This window comes from Wolbachia endosymbiont of Tetranychus urticae (assembly GCF_046529255.1).
Classification (GTDB): domain Bacteria; phylum Pseudomonadota; class Alphaproteobacteria; order Rickettsiales; family Anaplasmataceae; genus Wolbachia.
Genome location: NZ_CP114181.1, coordinates 1,286,532 through 1,304,051 on the forward strand (window position 1 = coordinate 1,286,532; position 17,520 = coordinate 1,304,051).

9 protein-coding genes, 3 tRNA genes and 4 pseudogenes are annotated in these 17,520 nt (G+C 34.7%); 9 read left to right on the forward strand and 7 right to left on the reverse strand.

Annotated features, from left to right (window positions below):
• Window positions 1-198 precede the first annotated feature (198 nt).
• The 3 genes and pseudogenes from O1Q06_RS06765 (at window position 199) to purF (ending at window position 3,434) form a co-directional block, all read left to right on the forward strand.
• A pseudogene (locus tag O1Q06_RS06765) lies at window positions 199-1,067 on the forward strand (IS982 family transposase).
• A gap of 15 nt (window positions 1,068-1,082) precedes the next feature.
• Window positions 1,083-1,776 (forward strand): annotated as a pseudogene (locus tag O1Q06_RS06770) (IS630 family transposase); the annotation flags it as partial.
• Between the two features lie 272 nt (window positions 1,777-2,048).
• Entirely contained in the window at window positions 2,049-3,434 is a 1,386-nt protein-coding gene (gene purF / locus O1Q06_RS06775; RefSeq protein WP_410542489.1) for an amidophosphoribosyltransferase, read from the forward strand.
• Window positions 3,435-3,762: 328 nt separating this feature from the next.
• On the opposite strand, the pseudogene O1Q06_RS06780 reads toward purF, so the two are convergent.
• Window positions 3,763-4,620, reverse strand: a pseudogene (locus tag O1Q06_RS06780) (IS630 family transposase).
• A gap of 302 nt (window positions 4,621-4,922) precedes the next feature.
• Between O1Q06_RS06780 and O1Q06_RS06785 the strand changes: the two are divergent.
• Window positions 4,923-5,927: pseudogene (locus O1Q06_RS06785) on the forward strand (IS630 family transposase).
• A 459-nt stretch (window positions 5,928-6,386) separates the two neighbouring features.
• On the opposite strand, the gene O1Q06_RS06790 reads toward O1Q06_RS06785, so the two are convergent.
• The 3 genes from O1Q06_RS06790 to mnmE form a co-directional block, all read right to left on the reverse strand.
• Window positions 6,387-7,391 carry an NAD(P)/FAD-dependent oxidoreductase gene (locus O1Q06_RS06790; RefSeq protein WP_410542490.1) on the reverse strand — a complete coding sequence of 335 codons (1,005 nt, stop codon included), beginning with the start codon at window positions 7,389-7,391 and terminating at the stop codon, window positions 6,387-6,389.
• A 168-nt stretch (window positions 7,392-7,559) separates the two neighbouring features.
• A tRNA-Ser gene (locus tag O1Q06_RS06795) sits at window positions 7,560-7,647 on the reverse strand.
• A 47-nt stretch (window positions 7,648-7,694) separates the two neighbouring features.
• Window positions 7,695-9,023 (reverse strand): tRNA uridine-5-carboxymethylaminomethyl(34) synthesis GTPase MnmE, encoded by a 1,329-nt coding sequence (mnmE, locus tag O1Q06_RS06800; protein WP_410542491.1) that lies wholly within the window; start codon window positions 9,021-9,023, stop codon window positions 7,695-7,697.
• A 197-nt stretch (window positions 9,024-9,220) separates the two neighbouring features.
• Between mnmE and nuoI the strand changes: the two genes are divergently transcribed.
• The 3 genes from nuoI to infC all read left to right on the forward strand — a co-directional run bounded on the left by nuoI (window position 9,221) and on the right by infC (window position 12,321).
• A complete protein-coding gene (nuoI, locus tag O1Q06_RS06805; RefSeq protein ID WP_012481971.1) occupies window positions 9,221-9,703 on the forward strand; it encodes an NADH-quinone oxidoreductase subunit NuoI in 483 nt (160 codons plus the stop codon).
• 185 nt (window positions 9,704-9,888) lie between these two features.
• Entirely contained in the window at window positions 9,889-11,790 is a 1,902-nt protein-coding gene (thrS, locus tag O1Q06_RS06810; protein WP_410542492.1) for a threonine--tRNA ligase, read from the forward strand.
• A 12-nt stretch (window positions 11,791-11,802) separates the two neighbouring features.
• A complete protein-coding gene (gene infC / locus O1Q06_RS06815) occupies window positions 11,803-12,321 on the forward strand; it encodes a translation initiation factor IF-3 (RefSeq protein WP_410542493.1) in 519 nt (172 codons plus the stop codon).
• Between the two features lie 22 nt (window positions 12,322-12,343).
• Here infC and nuoF read toward each other — a convergent pair whose 3' ends face one another.
• Both nuoF and O1Q06_RS06825 read right to left on the reverse strand, forming a co-directional pair.
• On the reverse strand, window positions 12,344-13,597 hold the full coding sequence (gene nuoF / locus O1Q06_RS06820) for an NADH-quinone oxidoreductase subunit NuoF (RefSeq protein ID WP_410542494.1): 1,254 nt from the start codon (window positions 13,595-13,597) through the stop codon (window positions 12,344-12,346).
• Between the two features lie 17 nt (window positions 13,598-13,614).
• Window positions 13,615-13,687 (reverse strand) — tRNA-Lys (locus O1Q06_RS06825).
• 299 nt (window positions 13,688-13,986) lie between these two features.
• Here O1Q06_RS06825 and O1Q06_RS06830 point away from each other — a divergent pair.
• Window positions 13,987-14,062 (forward strand) — tRNA-Ala (locus tag O1Q06_RS06830).
• Between the two features lie 426 nt (window positions 14,063-14,488).
• Entirely contained in the window at window positions 14,489-16,882 is a 2,394-nt protein-coding gene (locus tag O1Q06_RS06835; RefSeq protein ID WP_410542495.1) for an ankyrin repeat domain-containing protein, read from the forward strand.
• On the opposite strand, the gene O1Q06_RS06840 is transcribed toward O1Q06_RS06835, so the two are convergent.
• Window positions 16,834-17,421 carry a JAB domain-containing protein gene (locus tag O1Q06_RS06840; protein WP_410542496.1) on the reverse strand — a complete coding sequence of 196 codons (588 nt, stop codon included), beginning with the start codon at window positions 17,419-17,421 and terminating at the stop codon, window positions 16,834-16,836. The genes O1Q06_RS06835 and O1Q06_RS06840 overlap by 49 nt on opposite strands.
• Between the last annotated feature and the right edge of the window lie 99 nt (window positions 17,422-17,520).

Below are 17,520 nucleotides of genomic sequence, written 5' to 3' on the forward strand. Positions count from 1 at the left end.
TTCTTGTGCTAATTGCTGCCCCATATCCTCTACTACAATCGAATGCGTATGAATGTTTATAATTAATTTCTTAATTATTATCCTAAAAATACATTAATTTAATTCCCTATTAACGCTAATTCTGGATTAAAAAGAGAATAGAAAAGTCAGGAGAGTAGGGTAAACTCAACAAATAGAAAAAAATAGATGAGGTTACCCATGGAAGATATAACAAAACTGTTTTGTCTGGTCGATGATTTTTGCAGAGATATAGAGAAAAATTTTGCAGATAAACTACTGCCAAACGGTAAAAACCCACAAGAGTGCCAGAAATTACACATTCGGAAATTATCACAATAATCCTCCTGTATCAGCAATCTCCCTGTGAAAATTTTAAGGCTTTCTACCTGCATTACCTAACATTGCTCTACAAATCAGAGTTTTCGAAGTTGCCTTCATACACTAGGTTTGTTGCTCTAAAGCCCAGGGTTTTGTGGCATTTAGCCATGCTATTACAGTGCCTTTGCGGATGGTCAGAACTTACTGGAATCTCATACATAGATACAACTCCTATTGCAGTTTGCCATGCAAAAAGAATATCAAGAAATAAGGTTTTTGCTGGAATTGCAAAATTAAGCAAGAGTACATATGGCTGGTTTTTCGGCTTTAAACTACATTTGATAATTAACGAGAAAGGTGAAATTCAAGCTTTTACGCTTACAAGAGGTAATGTTGACGATAGAGAGCCTGTAGCAAACCTAACTAAGAAATTAACCGGTCTTTTGTTTGGTGATAAAGGCTATATTAAAAAAGAGCTTTTCCAAGAGTTGTTTAACCGCGGTTTGAAACTTGTTACCAAGGTGAAAAAGGGGATGAAAAACGCATTAATTTCACTACATGAAAAGATTTTGCTGAGAAAAAGGTCGATCATTGAGACGATTTTTGGCTACCTCAAAAATAGACTTGAAATTGAACATACTCGCCATAGGTCTCCCGTTAATTTCTTGGTTCACATCTTTTCTACTCTCATTTCCTATTCCTTGAAATCCAAAAAGCCTTCCATTTCCTATACTTTCTTCCTTCCTTAATCCAGAATTAGCGTTATTAGAGAAATGAGAATAAGAATCCAAGAAAGATTTGGTTTGAATATCAGAAAATCCGCAATACATCGTAATATGCAAAGAATGAAATTCTCATATATCACACCAAGACCAGTTCATAGTGGACAAGATAAAAACAAGCAAGAGGAGTTTTAAAAAAAACCTCAATGAAACTATTGTCATGCATTCTGAAAAAGAGCTATTTTTCTTCGATGAATCACGGTTTGGTACACATTCGAAAGTTGGGCATGGGTGGTTTAAAAAAGGCAGTAGGACACAGGTTAAGGTAAAATTAGGTAGGGAAAATTTTTATCTCTATAGTGCAGTTAATCCCAGAAATGGAGAGAATTTTAGCTTATTTGCACCAAACGTCAACACTGATTGTATAAATATATTCCTTGAACAGATGTCGCAATATTTAGGAATACGAAAGGCTTTTCTCTTGATGGATTGCGCTAGTTGGCATAAGTCAAAAAATTTAAAGGCACCTAAAAATATCGAAATTATATACCTACCACCATACTCACCTGAACTCAATCCTGTTGAGAGGTTTTGGTTATATATAAAACAGAACATTTTACGCAATAAAATCTACGATACAATTGTTCTGCTTGAATGCGCTTTGTGTAAATTTATTACCTCTCTTTCCCCTTCCACGGTTAAACAACTCTGCTATGCTTCTTATTTGGTTCATTAATAATGAGAATTGGTATTAGACATATTATATACCATAACCAATAAAACTTTTTAGTGATTACTTCAATACATAGATAAGTCAATAAAAATATCTTTTTCTCTTCAGTGCTAAAAAATTGTCAAAAATCTCAAAATTGGTTAATTGCATATAACCTACTTTCTGGTATACATCAAAACTACCGTAGAAAGCTTCAACTTTGAAAGGGATTAACAAATAAAATTCTTGTACTTTGCCTCTACTAAAGTACAATCAGGCTTTATTTAATATTTTTCATGCTTGATGAAGTACATGAGGAGTGCGGGGTATTTGGCATAAGTTATAACCAAAGTGCTGCTTTTAACTCTATACTTGCTCTCCACGCTTTGCAGCATAGAGGTCAAGAGTCTTTTGGCGTAGTAACCAGTAACAACGATAAGCTGCACTCTTATCACTTTCAGGGTCAAGTGAGCAGTGTATTTGATGATATAGATGAAATAAAGAAATCCTTACCTGGAGATTGTGCAATAGGTCATGTTCGATATTCAACAAGTGGTAGTAAATTTGGAGTGCAGCCCATGTTTGGCAAAAGTGGCAAATTTGGGGATTTTGCCATAGCACATAATGGTAATTTAATTAATATTTCTCCGATACGCGAACAATTAATTAAACAAGAGTGCGTTTTTCAGTCAGATATTGATACAGAAGTAGTAGTGCATCTGACAGCAAGCGGTGAAAAAGATAGCTTTTTAGAGAGTTTTATATATGCATTAAAGCAAATACAAGGTGCTTATTCTTTTGTGGTAATCAATCAAGAAGTAGTTATTGGAGTACGTGATCCATCTGGAATCAGGCCTCTTGTTTTAGGAAAGTTAAACGGTTCTTACGTTCTTGCATCTGAAACTTGTGCTCTTGATATAATAAATGCAGAGTTTATTAGAGAAATAGAACCAGGCGAATTAGTTACCATCAGTTCGGCTAGTAAGCTAGCCTCAATGTTTCCTTTCCCACAGCAAAAATCAAGTTTTTGTATTTTTGAATACGTTTACTTCTCGAGACCAGACAGCATAATGGAGAAGAGGTCCATATATGATATAAGAAAAGAAATAGGAAGAATACTTGCAGAAGAGAGCCCACCAAAAAACAATGTAGATATGGTTGTACCAATACCTGATTCTGGAATACCTGCAGCTATTGGATATGCAAAGCATTCAGGATTACCTATGGAACTGGGGATAATTCGTAATCATTACATAGGAAGAACTTTTATACAACCAACTGCTGAAGTACGTAAAGTTAGAATAAAATTAAAATTCAATGCTAATAAGCACGCTTTGAAAGGTAAAAACATAATTTTAATAGATGATAGTATAGTGCGTGGTAGTACGTTAACAAACATAATAGTTATGCTAAAGGATGCAGGAGTAAAAGAGATTCACCTCAAAATTTCAAGTCCACCAATTAAGCACTCTTGTTTTTATGGAATAGATACACCAGATTGCAAAGATTTAATTGCTGCGACTCAATCTATAGAAGAGATAAAGGAAAGTATAGGAGTAGATAGCTTAGCCTTTTTGAGTATTGATGGGCTATACAGAGCTGTTAAAGCAGAAAAACGTAACAATGCTACACCGCAATATTGTGATGCTTGTTTCACTGGTGACTACCCAATTGGTAAGTAATCTATTATTAATGAAGGTGAGGTTTTTTCTATGTTATATTAACAGTTTTAAAAATAGATTTTTTGCATAACCATATAGTTTTTGCCTGGGCGTCATTTGAGTGAAAACTACTTTACAAATTTTGTCATTCCCTTTACTATGATACTAAGAGTGTTTATCCTTATTTTTGACCTGCAGGCTCAATCAAAAAGTCAGTAAAAAACTCAAATATTTATTGGCAAATTACATAAAAATTGTAGTGGCTTTTTAAATTTTTTCTACATTCAGCCAAATCACGCTTGTTAGCACATTATCAATTTGTAGCCCTTCCCATAATAGTCCAAAAAAATCATAAGAAGGAAGAATCGACAGCATGACGAAAAGATGTGAATAGAGGAATGTTTTTCCTAATTCTGTTTTTTATAGCAAACCAATTATGCTCAATTTTGTTAAAATCTGGAGAATAAGGAGGTAGATATAAAATTTCTGCACCAACTCCTTTAGCAAGTTCAGTAATCTTATTAGACTTATGAAAAGTAGCATTATCAAGGATAACAGTTTGTCCAGGTTTCAAAATCGGTGTCAGAAACTGCTCAAACCATTTATTAAAGATATCCATATTGCAGTGGCCTTCAAAGGTTAACGGAGCAATTATTTTTCTTCCACTTAAGGCTGCAACCATGCTGATTCGCTGAGTTTTCTTGCCAGATTTTAGGGCATAAAACCGCTGTCCTTTCTGACAATATCCATAAGGGTAGTCTTCACTGCTATCAATGCCAGACTCATCTATATACACTAATTCTTTAAGTTCTTTTGTCGCTATAACCTTTGCAAATTGAGATCGCTTTTCCTCATTTCTTTCTTTGTATCCATAGGTCTTTTTTTCTTGTGAATCCTATATTTTAAGTGCTCGATGAATTGTTTGTCTACTAATATTGCCCCAAAGCCTAGCCATCTCTGACTGAGTTTTGCCACCTTGCTCATTTGCAAATTCGGCAAATGCATTCCAGTCGGTAATTTTATGGTTATAGCCCATGCTTCCAGGCTTTTTTGACTGAAAATCTCACGTTTTCTCACGTCTTTTCTTCCACTCATATAAAGTTGTTTTTCCGATCTTAAATCTCTTGGCAACAGTTTCTCCACTCTCTCCTTCATCCAACGCTTCCATTACCCTTTTCCTTAAGTCATAACTATATGCTACTGGCATCCTTACCTTCACTACTATAAATCTATATCTTACTCTTTTTAGACTATTATGGGAAGGGCTATAGTATCCAATTTTAATGATGGTGTTATTCAAGTAGCCCCTCTCTTGTCATTCGAGTAGCTGACACTGGAATCTAGTTTCACCTTATGACGGTGTCATTCAAGTAGCCTCTATCCAAGTGCCCCTTTGGTGTCATCCAAGTAGCTGACACTGGTTTCTTATACCAATTCCCGCTATACAAGCAACGAATAGAAAATAATGGAAAAAAGCCATACTGAAGTAAGTAAAATAGCGAGGTTTAGATGGCATTAAGATCAAAATTATTGGATGAAAAAGTGGTGAAATCAGCAAAAGAGATGCTGAAGAGAGTAAGAAATAATGCGTATGTTGCAAAAAAACTAAATGCTGTAATTGCAGCAAAAAAGCACAGTATAACAGCTGTAGCAAAAATATGTTGCATTTCGAGAAAGGCAATTACTACATGGATAAAGCACATAAAATTTGGAAGAGAAGAAAAATTATTTGCTCCACCTCAACGCCGTAGAAAAACTATATTGAACCAAAGTCAACTTGAACGAATTGAGTTGTGGATAGAGGAAAACCCCAATATTACTATTAGAGAAATGAGAATAAGAATCCAAGAAAGATTTGGTTTGAATATCAGAAAATCCGCAATACATCGTAATATGCAAAGAATGAAATTCTCATATATCACACCAAGACCAGTTCATAGTGGACAAGATAAAAACAAGCAAGAGGAGTTTAAAAAAAAACCTCAATGAAACTATTGTCATGCATTCTGAAAAGAGCTATTTTTCTTCGATGAATCACGGTTTGGTACACATTCGAAAGTTGGACATGGGTGGTTTAAAAAAGGCAGTAGGACACAGGTTAAGGTAAAATTAGGTAGGGAAAATTTTTATCTCTATAGTGCAGTTAATCCCAGAAATGGAGAGAATTTTAGCTTATTTGCACCAAACGTCAACACTGATTGTATAAATATATTCCTTGAACAGATGTCGCAATATTTAGGAATACGAAAGGCTTTTCTCTTGATGGATTGCGCTAGTTGGCATAAGTCAAAAAATTTAAAGGCACCTAAAAATATCGAAATTATATACCTACCACCATACTCACCTGAACTCAATCCTGTTGAGAGGTTTTGGTTATATATAAAACAGAACATTTTGCGCAATAAAATCTACGATACAATTGTTCTGCTTGAATGCGCTTTGTGTAAATTTATTACCTCTCTTTCCCCTTCCACGGTTAAACAACTCTGCTATGCTTCTTATTTGGTTCATTAATAATGAGAATTGGTATTACCAACAAAAACCTAGCGTAACTTTTGTGCTCAAAAGATTTCTGGATTCCAGCATCAAGTGCTGGCCTGAAGCTTTAGTTACAAGTATTAAGAAATTTACCAAATGAAAAAAAAGGCAAAAGAATCCCCGTGTAACGAGTTTTGACCCTATAATAATGTAAATTGGCATTGTAACAATGTGCTAACGCTCATTTAAAGCGCGTTTTGGCTGAATGTAGAAAAAATAAAAAAGACATGCAGCCGCTATAATTTTTGTGTAATTTGCCAATAAATATCTGAGTTTTTTACTGAATTTTGTAATTGAGCCTGCACGTCAAAAACAAGGATAAATACTCTTATTGTCATGATAAGGGAGTTGGGGAAATTTGTAAAGTAATCTTTTTCGTTTGTATTCCCTTATGCTTGAGATAACTGCATACAGGTTCATGGATCTCTTTACTCTTTAATTTCGATGAATTCCCTTTGAAGTTGAATATTGAAAATTAACTGGAGAATTGTGAATTACTTTGTATATGTGATAACAAGCCATGGCGCTCTCAGCAAAACCATTTAGTATCAATTTTAGTTTGCCTGGATAAGTAGCTATATCTCCGATTGCATATATTCTATCTCTACTGGTTCTAAGTGTAGCTGGGTCGACAATTATGCGGCCATGTTCTAACTCTATACCCCAATTGTTTATTGGACCAAGATTCATTGATAATCCAAAAAATGGCAGCAAAAAATCAGCGGATATTTCTCTTTCTTCCTTAGAGGCAATGTTTTTTACTATCACTGCTCTCAACTGCCCATTACCTCCTGCTAGTTCGTGTAATTGATATGGCACTACCAGTTCTATCTTTCCGTCATTTTCAAGTGATTCTAATTTATTTCTAGTTTCAGGAGTGCAGCGAAATTCCTTTCTCCTATGTATCACATAAATTTTCTTCGCAACTTTAGAAAGTTCTACAGTCCAATCAGCCGCAGAATCACCCCCCCCTGCAATGACTATAGTTTTGTCCTGAAAATCAGAAATTTTATTTACACTATAAAATACAGATTTATTTTCATATTCTAATATACCACTTAAGGGTGGACGGTTAGGTTCAAACATTCCGTTACCTGCAGCAATGATAACGGCTTTGCATTTTACCTCTGTACCTATGTTCGTTATGATAGTAAAGTTTTCACCTTCGTTATTTGAAATCTTTTCCACTTTTTGACTTAAATGGTAAACAGGCTCAAATGGTGAAGCTTGCTCCATTAGTCGCTCAATTAATTTTCGGGCAGTAATTACAGGATAACCAGGTATATCATATATTGGCTTTTTTGGGTAAAGAGCTGTGCATTGTCCTCCTGCTTGATCAAAAACATCTATTATATGACATCTCATATCAAGCATTCCCGCTTGAAAAGCAGTGAATATTCCAACAGGCCCTGCACCTATTATTACGATATCGGTTTCCATATTCAGATGGTGATCTATTTATAGATATTAGCTTTCTTTGCTAACAAGGTCAATTTACAAAGGGATGTATTTTTAAAAGATGTGGCTAGATTAGATAAGATTTCCAGCGTTATGAACCACATAGTCCAAATAAGCCCTAAAAATCAGCTATCATAGCGAGATGCTGTGCGGACGGAATGGGATTCGAACCCATGGTACGCTAATCACGTACGTCAGTTTTCAAGACTGGTGCCTTAAACCGCTCGGCCATCCGTCCATTTCTTTTCTATCACAATATTTGATTTTAAGCAATCTATAAAAGCTTTACTTGCCCACGCAAAAGTTGCTAAATATACTGTCCAATATTTTCTCAACATTAATAATTCCAATCACTGCACCAAGTTCAAATGCAGCAAGCCTCAAGTCTTCAGATATCAACTCAATTGGATTATCGATATTAAAACGTTGTAAATGTTCCAGTGCTTTCTGCATGTGACTCCTATGTCTTTGCCGAGTAATCACAGGAGTGTCTCTATCATGCCCAAATTTTTCCTCTGCCTTCTTTTTTATGAGAGAGATCAACTTGTTTGTACCTATTCCCTTTAAAATAGAAATAGGTAGAAAATCTACACCGCCAATCAGTATATTTCTGTCATTAATTGCATCGTCAGCTTTGCTCAATACATAAATAGTATCGCTATTTACAACGTTGCAATTGATATTATGACGCTGTTCAAAAGGAAATAGTTCTATTCTTAAATCAGCTTCAAAAGACCTTTTTTTCGCTCGACTTATACCTTCTGATTCTATTGGATCTGAACTCTCACGAATTCCAGCAGTATCAGAGAGAATGATTGGGTATCCGCCAATGTCAATATGAGCTTCAAGTATATCTCTTGTTGTGCCTGCATATTCAGAAACAATAGCAATATCACGCTTGGCTAAGAAATTAAACAGAGTTGATTTACCGACATTTGGTTCACCAGTTATTACAATATGTAAACCCTCACGCAACCTTTCGCCCCGTCTATTATCATTTAAATGCTCTTGTATCAACTGCACGAGAGATTGCACTTCATTATTAATTTTTTCCAATTCACTTTTTTCTGCCCAAATGTCCTCTGGAAAGTCTATATATGCTTCGATTTTGGATTGTATCGTTATTAATCTTTGCCTCCAATTGCTGTATAGTCTCTCCAATTCTCCTGATATCTGCTTAATCGCTTGTTTAGCTTGCATTTTCGTTTCAGCATCAATTAAGTCTGCAATTCCTTCTATTTGCGTTAAGTCAAATTTACCATTTAGAAAAGCCCTAAGTGAGAATTCTCCAGGCCTGGCCATAACGAAAATTTTTGATAATTTCTCCAAGATGATTTTTATGACGGCCTTGCTTCCATGCACTTGTAACTCTATAACATCCTCGCCAGTGAAACTGTTTGGAGCAGGGAAATAGATGATTATTCCATTATCTATCAATTGATTGGAATCATCATATAGATCAACTAAAGTAGCAAATCTTGGTTTGATTTTTTTCTTAATATGAAAATGATTTAAAGCTTTAAGGGTGTAGTTGCCTGAAATTCTGATTACTGCAACTCCTGACTTACCAAATACGGTCGACAAAGCAAAAATAGTTTCATTTGTGTTTGTCATTATTTATATAAACTACTTAGCAATTTAAGAAATCGAAATACCTAATCTAAAAAATTTTTGCTTATATTATTTATTCATATTAATGCAGTATTAGTAAATATATTGTATAGAAAAACTACAAAAGTCATCCAGATGAAAATATTTATTTTGAAAACTGATAATATGATTTATAATGACTGACACAAGTTTTAAATATTATGCTCAAGAAATTAGCTTGGTATTGGTCTTCTGTAGAGTTAATTAAAGGGTTTGTTATTACATTAAAATATATGTTTAAACCAAAGGTTACTTTGAGGTATCCTATGGAGAAGGGCCCTTTAAGTCCAAGGTTTCGTGGTGAGCATGCGCTGCGTAGGTATCCAAATGGTGAAGAACGATGCATAGCTTGTAAGTTATGCGAAGTTATCTGCCCTGCTCAAGCAATAGTTATTGAAGCAGAGGAAAGAGAAGACGGTAGTCGCCGCACCACACGCTATGATATTGACATGACAAAATGCATATATTGCGGACTTTGCCAAGAAGCATGTCCAGTTGATGCAATTGTGGAGGGTCCTAACTTTGAATTTGCTACTGAAACAAGAGAGGAGCTAATGTACAATAAAGAAAAGCTATTGCGTAATGGTGAAGTTTGGGAAGAAGCAATTGCACTCAGGTTAAAAAAGAATAGGCCGTATTATTAACTAGGTATGTCAACAATTAAAATTTCTTACAGCAAGCATGTAATAGATCTCTTGTACAACTGTTATTTAACTGAAAGATCAGTAGCTCACCTTTTGGTGTCATTCCAGCGCGTGGCGCTGGAATCTAGAAAAGAAAGAAACATGGATCCCAGTGTCAAGCACTGGGATGATAAAAGGTCTAATGAATGATAAAAGTTACCTTTTTAGCCGAACAGAAAGTAAAAGAATACAGTGGTAGAGTCACTGGCTTTGATATATTACAACCGGATGCTTTGAGAGAAGCAATTGCCTTTAAGGTAAATGGTGAGTTGTATGATCTCTCACGTGAAATTGAATCTGATACAGAGATAGAGGTAATACAACTGAGTGACGAAGCGGGTTTAGATATAATAAGGCATGATGCTGCCCATATAATGGCGCAGGCAGTAAAAGAGCTCTTTCCTAATACTCAGATTACTATCGGGCCAACAATTCAAGATGGTTTCTACTATGATTTTGCTACAGATCGTACCTTTACCACGGACGATCTTGCTGCAATAGAAAAAAAAATGAAGGAAATTATAAAAAGTAACCACAGATTCGTCCGAGAAGTTTGGACTCGTAAGCAGGCAATTGATTTCTTTAGTGATGTAGGTGAAAGATACAAGGTTGATATTGTCTCATCAATACCAGAAAACGAAAACCTAACTGTTTATAAACAAGGCAACTTTGTAGACCTATGTCGTGGTCCGCACTCACCATCAACTGGCAGAGTTAAAGCGTTTAAACTTATGAAAGTAGCAGGTGCATACTGGCGTGGCGATTCTAAGGGCCCAATGTTGCAAAGAATATATGGCACCGCGTGGAGAAATAAGGATGAATTAAATACTTATCTTAAACGTCTGGAGGAAGCAGAAAAACGCGACCACCGCAAAATTGCTAAGGATATGGACTTATTTCACATTCAAGAGGAAGCTGTTGGGCAGATTTTTTGGCATGAACAGGGATATACTTTATATAATGTTCTTGAGTCTTACATCAGAAAAAAGTTAATGAACAATGGCTACTTTGAGGTGAAAACCCCTATTTTAGTAAGCAAAGAGCTGTGGGAAAAATCGGGACATTGGGATAAGTTTCGTGAAAATATGTTCATTATTGATGAATCTGAAAGTAAAAAGCTAGCAATAAAACCCATGAATTGCCCTTGTCATGTGCAGATTTTTAATTCTCACATCAGAAGCTATCGTGATTTACCGATACGTATGGCAGAGTTTGGCACATGCCATAGAAATGAAAGCTCAGGCTCATTGCATGGACTGATGCGAGTGCGTGGTTTTACGCAAGACGATGCACATATTTTTTGTATGGAAAAACAAGTGAATTCTGAAACTGTAAAGTTTTGTGACCTTTTAAAAGAAGTATATTCAGAACTTGGGTTCAATGAAATTTCTGTGAAATTTTCAGACCGTCCAGATACTAGATCAGGTAATGATGAAGTGTGGGATAGAGCTGAAAGAGCACTGCTTGAAGCAGTTAAAGAAGCAGGGCTTAGTTATGAACTTAATCCTGGTGAAGGTGCATTTTATGGTCCAAAGTTAGAGTTTATTTTGAAAGATGCAATAGGTAGAAATTGGCAATGTGGAACGTTGCAAGTTGATTTTATTTTACCGGATCGGCTTGGAGCTTTTTATATAGGAACAGACGGGCACAAGCATCACCCTGTCATGTTACATAGGGCAATTCTTGGAACTTTTGAGCGTTTTATTGGAATTTTAATAGAAAATTATGCAGGAAAATTTCCAGTTTGGCTTGCTCCAACACAGCTTGCTATTCTGACCATTACAAATGAGTCTGACGGTTATGCTACAGAAATCAGCAACGTTTTAAAAGAACAAGGTGTGAGAATCAAAACTGATTTGACCAATGAAAAAATTAGCTATAAGATACGTTTGCATAGTTCAAGTAAGGTACCTATATTATGGATCATAGGCAAAAATGAAGTTACAAATAAAACTGTGTCAGTGAGAAATTTAGGATCGGAAAAACAGGAGTCTTTTTCTTTGGAGAATGCTACTGAATTGCTGTTAAAAATTATTAATTTGAATTAATGGAGCTAAAATTTGCAAGTCAAAAAGAACAATAAAAACAGAATTAATGAACTCATCACAGCTAAGGAGGTACGCTTAGTTGATCATAGTGGTGAAATGGTCGGAATTGTTCCAATAGAAAAAGCTTTGGAAGTTGCACAAAGTGTTAATTTAGACTTGGTAGAAATCGCACCTGATTCAACTCCTCCAGTATGTAAAATTCTGGACTATAGCAAACAAAAGTATGATATAAAAAAGAAGGCAAGTGAAGCAAAAAAGAAACAAAAAACATTAACTATAAAAGAAATTAAACTGGGTCCTAATATTGGTGATCACGACTACGAAACAAAATTGCGTCAAGCAAGGGATTTTCTTGTGCATGGACATAGAATTAAAGTCACAATGAGATTTAGAGGGAGAGAGCTTATAAACACTGAAGTTGGACTGAAAAAATTAGAACGGCTAATTAGAGACGCTGAAGATATTGCAAAAGTAGAATTAGCACCTAAAAGGGAAGGAAATCAATATTCTTTAACTTTAGCTGCTAAGTAGTAAAATCATTTAAAAGTATAAGTTAAGTTACTATCCTCTCTTCAATTATATGACGAAAATGTCTGATTAATCCTTGAACTGGCCAAGCTGCAGCATCGCCAAGTGCACAAATTGTATGCCCTTCTATTTGAGTTGTAAGGTCAAGTAGCTTATCTACTTCACCAGGTTTAATATTTCCTGCTACCATTCTTCTCATAATCCTCCACATCCATCCAGTGCCTTCACGGCATGGTGTACATTGTCCGCAGGACTCATGCATATAGAAATGTGATAATCTTTCTATTGCAGCTATTATGTCAGTTGATTTATCCATCACTATTACAGCAGCAGTACCAAGCCCTGATTGTGCAGCCCTTAATGAATCAAAATCCATTTCAATAGTATCACATATAGATTTTGGAATTAGTGGGACTGAAGACCCACCAGGTATTACAGCAAGTAAATTATCCCAACCTCCTCTCACTCCACCTGCGTATTTTTCAATTAATTCACGCAGTGAAATTCCGAGCTCTTCTTCAACATTACATGGATTATTTACATGCCCTGAAATGCAAAAGACCTTAGTGCCAGTATTATTTGGTTTACCCAGAGATGCAAACCACTCTCCTCCGCGATTTAGAATATCTGGAACCATGGCTATAGTTTCAACGTTGTTTATTGTGGTTGGGTAGCCAAAAAGTCCAACACCTGCAGGGAATGGAGGTTTCATGCGAGGAAAGCCTTTTTTTCCTTCAATTGATTCAAGTTGAGCTGTTTCTTCTCCACATATATAAGCTCCTGCACCTCTGTGAATGAATACATCAAGATCATAACCTGATTTGCAGGCATTTTTTCCAATTAAGTTTTCTTTATAGGCTTCCTCAAGTGCCTTTTTTAGAACTAAATATTCATTATAAAATTCACCCCTGATATAAATATATGCAACTGATGCGCTGATCGCTCTGCCAGCTAGAAGAATTCCCTCAAGTAACTTATGTGGCTCATATCGTAATATATCTCTATCTTTACACGTACCAGGTTCTGACTCATCTGCATTGACTACTAAATACGCTTTTGAAGTATTTTTAGGCATAAAGCTCCACTTAAGGCCAGTAGAAAATCCTGCACCCCCTCGACCTCTCAAGCCAGATTTCTTTACTTCCTCAATGATTTTTTCTGATCCTAAATCCAGTAATTCCTTTGTTTTTTGCCAACTACCACGTTTTTTTGCACCCTCAAGTAGTGGTGTTTCTTTACCATTTAAGTTTGTGAATATTTTGTCCTGTTCTTTTAGCATGCTTTTAAGATTCTAAGTGATCCCGACGCGATTCGAACGCGTGACCCACTGATTAAAAGTCAGTTGCTCTACCGGCTGAGCTACGGGATCATTTTATTTTTCAGCTGTACTAAACAGTAATATAGTTTTTATCTGTTTTAATCAAACTAAAATTTTCATGCGTGGTTAAATAAATTATATAATGTGCTGTATTAGTGATAATTTAATTAAAAATTTTTGAAGGAAAATTTCTTGTTAATTAATAGGTTTATTTGACAAAGCTGAGATACAACTCTAAAAAGATAGAGAATTATACATAAATGCAGAATTTGTGCACTATTTAGCAATAGCCTCACAAATAAATATTTCTTGCATTTCAGCCTGAGTGATTTATGCTTTAAGCAAAAGTTGGGGGCATAGCTCAGCTGGTAGAGCATCTGTTTTGCACGCAGAAGGTCAGCGGTTCGATCCCGCTTGCCTCCACCAAACCACCACAACAAACCACTTACCATCTTCAATACATAATCAAGAAAATCCCTCAAAAACAGAGAACTTTAAGCCGAAACAAATAGAGAATTCTACTTAAATTATTTTTCATAAAAATTCTATATTATTACATAATCTATTAAGAACACTCTCTATTTCTCTACAATATAGGGTATTTTCCAACAATTTATATAGAGTAAACAAGTTAATAAAAGAATTTAATTTGACAGTGGAGAGAGGTATGTTTTGAAAAATTGTGTCTTTTTGAAGTACCAACCTAATTGCAGATTAAAAACTTAAAGTGGAAGCAAAAAAAACATTTCTTTAAAATTATTTCTGAAAAAATCATAAATTTTATTGCATAAACAAGTACTTGGTGGTAGTAAGTTATCTCTGATCTAGTATGTCTAAACTTAAGGAGTCTTTATGCTTGATAATCAATCCCCCGAAGCATCTACTGCAAACACTAGTCAAATGAATGAAAATCAATTCTACTTTGCCATACGCTCAAGTAACCTCAAACTTATAAAAACACTTGTCGCTCAATGTAAATCCTCAAATAAGCTAGATGAGTCATTGTCACAAGCTTATGATGAATTAAGACTAAAGAACGTTCCAATATCAGATGAGATTAGAATCTTTGTTGAAAGTACACTAATAGACCTGCGGTTTTTTTCTAATACTTCTACTAAGCAGGCTCAAATCAATAAAAATAGCATTAGAGAACGAATTCAATTAGTGCTTGAGAACATTAACCTCCTAAAAACAGAGTACTCAAATATAAAAGCAGTAGATGAAAAATTTCTATTTATAGCAAAATTTGTTGTGCAAAATATTCACATACTAAAGCGGCAGTTAAAATCAACCTATGATAGGTTACCCTGGGAAGAAGTAGAATTTTGTTTGGTAAGTTTTATTTCTTCGTATATGAAACGGCAAGAAATCAATCTATTTTATCAAGCATCTCTGAACAAATTCAAAATTTTGAATTATCTAGAAACCTTTGGAGCAAGGCTTGAAGAAGAAATAGAAGGTGTAAATATTGACAAACTCTCTGACCTTCCAAAGTTAAAACGTGAGGAAGTTATTTCAGAAATAATTAGCAGTAGTCCTGAATTTGAAGAGTTGTATAGTGACTACCAACAAATTAGAGATATTCATTCTCTAAAAAAGATAAGTAATTATATAAACTTGGCATTATCAGCTGATCCTAAACAAAAGGAGGGACAACTCGTTATTACACGAACCTTACAAGTTATAGGTGAATGTTTAAAGAATACCTTGGATTCTCCTAAATTATCAAGTACTACAAGTGGGCTCTTGTTACTATCATTACCACAGAATACAAGGAAAATTCTCATAGATCTACGTAACTCACTTTCACATGCTTATTCACTGTCTAAAAGAATGGATATTGAAGAAAACGCAGATATTAATTTTTTTGTCGGCATTCAAAACAACATAAGAAAAATTGGTGATGTAGTTACTGGCATCCTTTTCAATAGCAAGATGAAAACAGTCAGAATGCTGCTAAAGAAAATCATCAATAGTAAAAATTTAGATGAAATTAAAGAAGTTGCTGCAGTACTTGATAATGTTAAGTTAGAAATAGGTAGTCTAGTAAGTTCTAAAATGACGGAGGACGAAAAGCTTGAAAAGCTTGTTAAAGAACTAAGTGATATTATCACTGATAAAACAAATGATGAGCAAGAGTTATTTGATAAGATTAACAATATAATAAGTTCTATAAAAGCTAAATCAAAAAACATCAAAACTGACTATGTTATGGGGTTTGCATTATTAGAATCACTAAGTAGTCAATTCAATGATAATAAAGTTGATAAGAATGTTATTAGGGGAATAAAGTTCCGTGCCAATAAAATATTAGAAAATATCTCTCCAAAAATAGACTCTGAGAGTCTTAAAGAAATTGCTATTCTATCGACAAGAGTTTCCCATACTGTTAGATCAAGAATGACAGGTAAAGGACTTGATGAAGTAAATAGATTAATTTATGAAATTTTTTGTATTGCTGAATTTGGAGTAGATGATAATAAGTCTATCAGAAAACTAAGGGAAAAATTAAAGGGTAATACAACTTTCGAAGACAAAAAAAGTAAGGGTTATGATATATCAGAGAAGAAGCATAATAAACAGCTCGAGTTAAAACTATTTCAATTGAAGGAAATTTTAAACGACAATAAACTTGTTGATAACTTTACCGAAAAATTTTCTTCTTATGATAGTGATAAAAAACTGCAAGCAGCAATAGAGATGCTTGTTCTAGATATAATGTCAATTCTAGAAAGAGAAAATCGCTTAGTAAATAATCTTCTTTTTCTGGACGATAATACTCCATTGTTAACAGGAAAGTATTTACGTGATCACTTAGCACACGATAATCTACTCGTAACTACACTATTACCAGATCCATCAATAGCAGTTTTTCTTAACGCTAGGAAACTTACAGTAGAAGGTATGCTACAAAACAAAAAAAAGATTGGTAAGTTGTTAAAGAACGATCCTGACAAAGTAAAAGAAAAGTATAATCAAGATTTTACTACAATTGATAATCAGCAAAAAATGTTCATTGCTTTGGAAGAGGGAGATTTAGAAACCTTCAAGTATTGTCTAGAAAAAGGTGCAGACATCGGTGCTAGAGACATTAATCTATGGACTACATTACATTTTGCTATCAAGGGTTCTAATCTTGAAACTATAAAATATATTCTTGATCATAGTGTCAATGCAAGTGCTAAAGATATCGATGGTCAAAGCCCATTGCACATTGCTGCTGCTAAGCTCTTCGTTACTTCTTGATCTTCTTCTGACGGCTTTAAGCTCCCTCCTGGGTGATTATGTGACATTATTATTGATGTTGCATTTTTTATTAATGCTTTTCTTATAATTTCCTTTATGTATACTGGTGCTTTTTCCATTTCACCAATATAGGATTCTTCTCCGATTAATTGGCTCCTTTTATTCAAGTACAGTATTTTTACACATTCCCTTTCTGAGTGGCCTATACTTACGTTCAAGTACTCTACTAGCCCTTGCAAGTCCATTATTGGCTTACTCTTAAGCTTTTCTCTCAGTACCCTTTCTAGTGTTTCCTTAACACACATAATCATTGCTACTGCAGAATCAGTTACTCCTTCTATGACTTTCAGGTCATCCATTTCTCTACCTAAAATCCTTCCTACTCCCGTATAGCTATTCACCAGATTTTTAGCAATTTCTTGAGCTTGCGGCCTTTCATGTACTGCACTTAAAAATGTTTCCATTATTTCACGATCAAGTAGTGCTTTACCTTTGCTTTCTAATATTCTGAATTCGATTTCTTCTTTACTTTTATTCATATAATTTACCCTTCACTAACAACAAACTTTTTTTAAATATTTACTGCTGTTTTTTTATCAGCATTGGCATAGCTTTCGAGTGAAGTCAAATCAATTTTT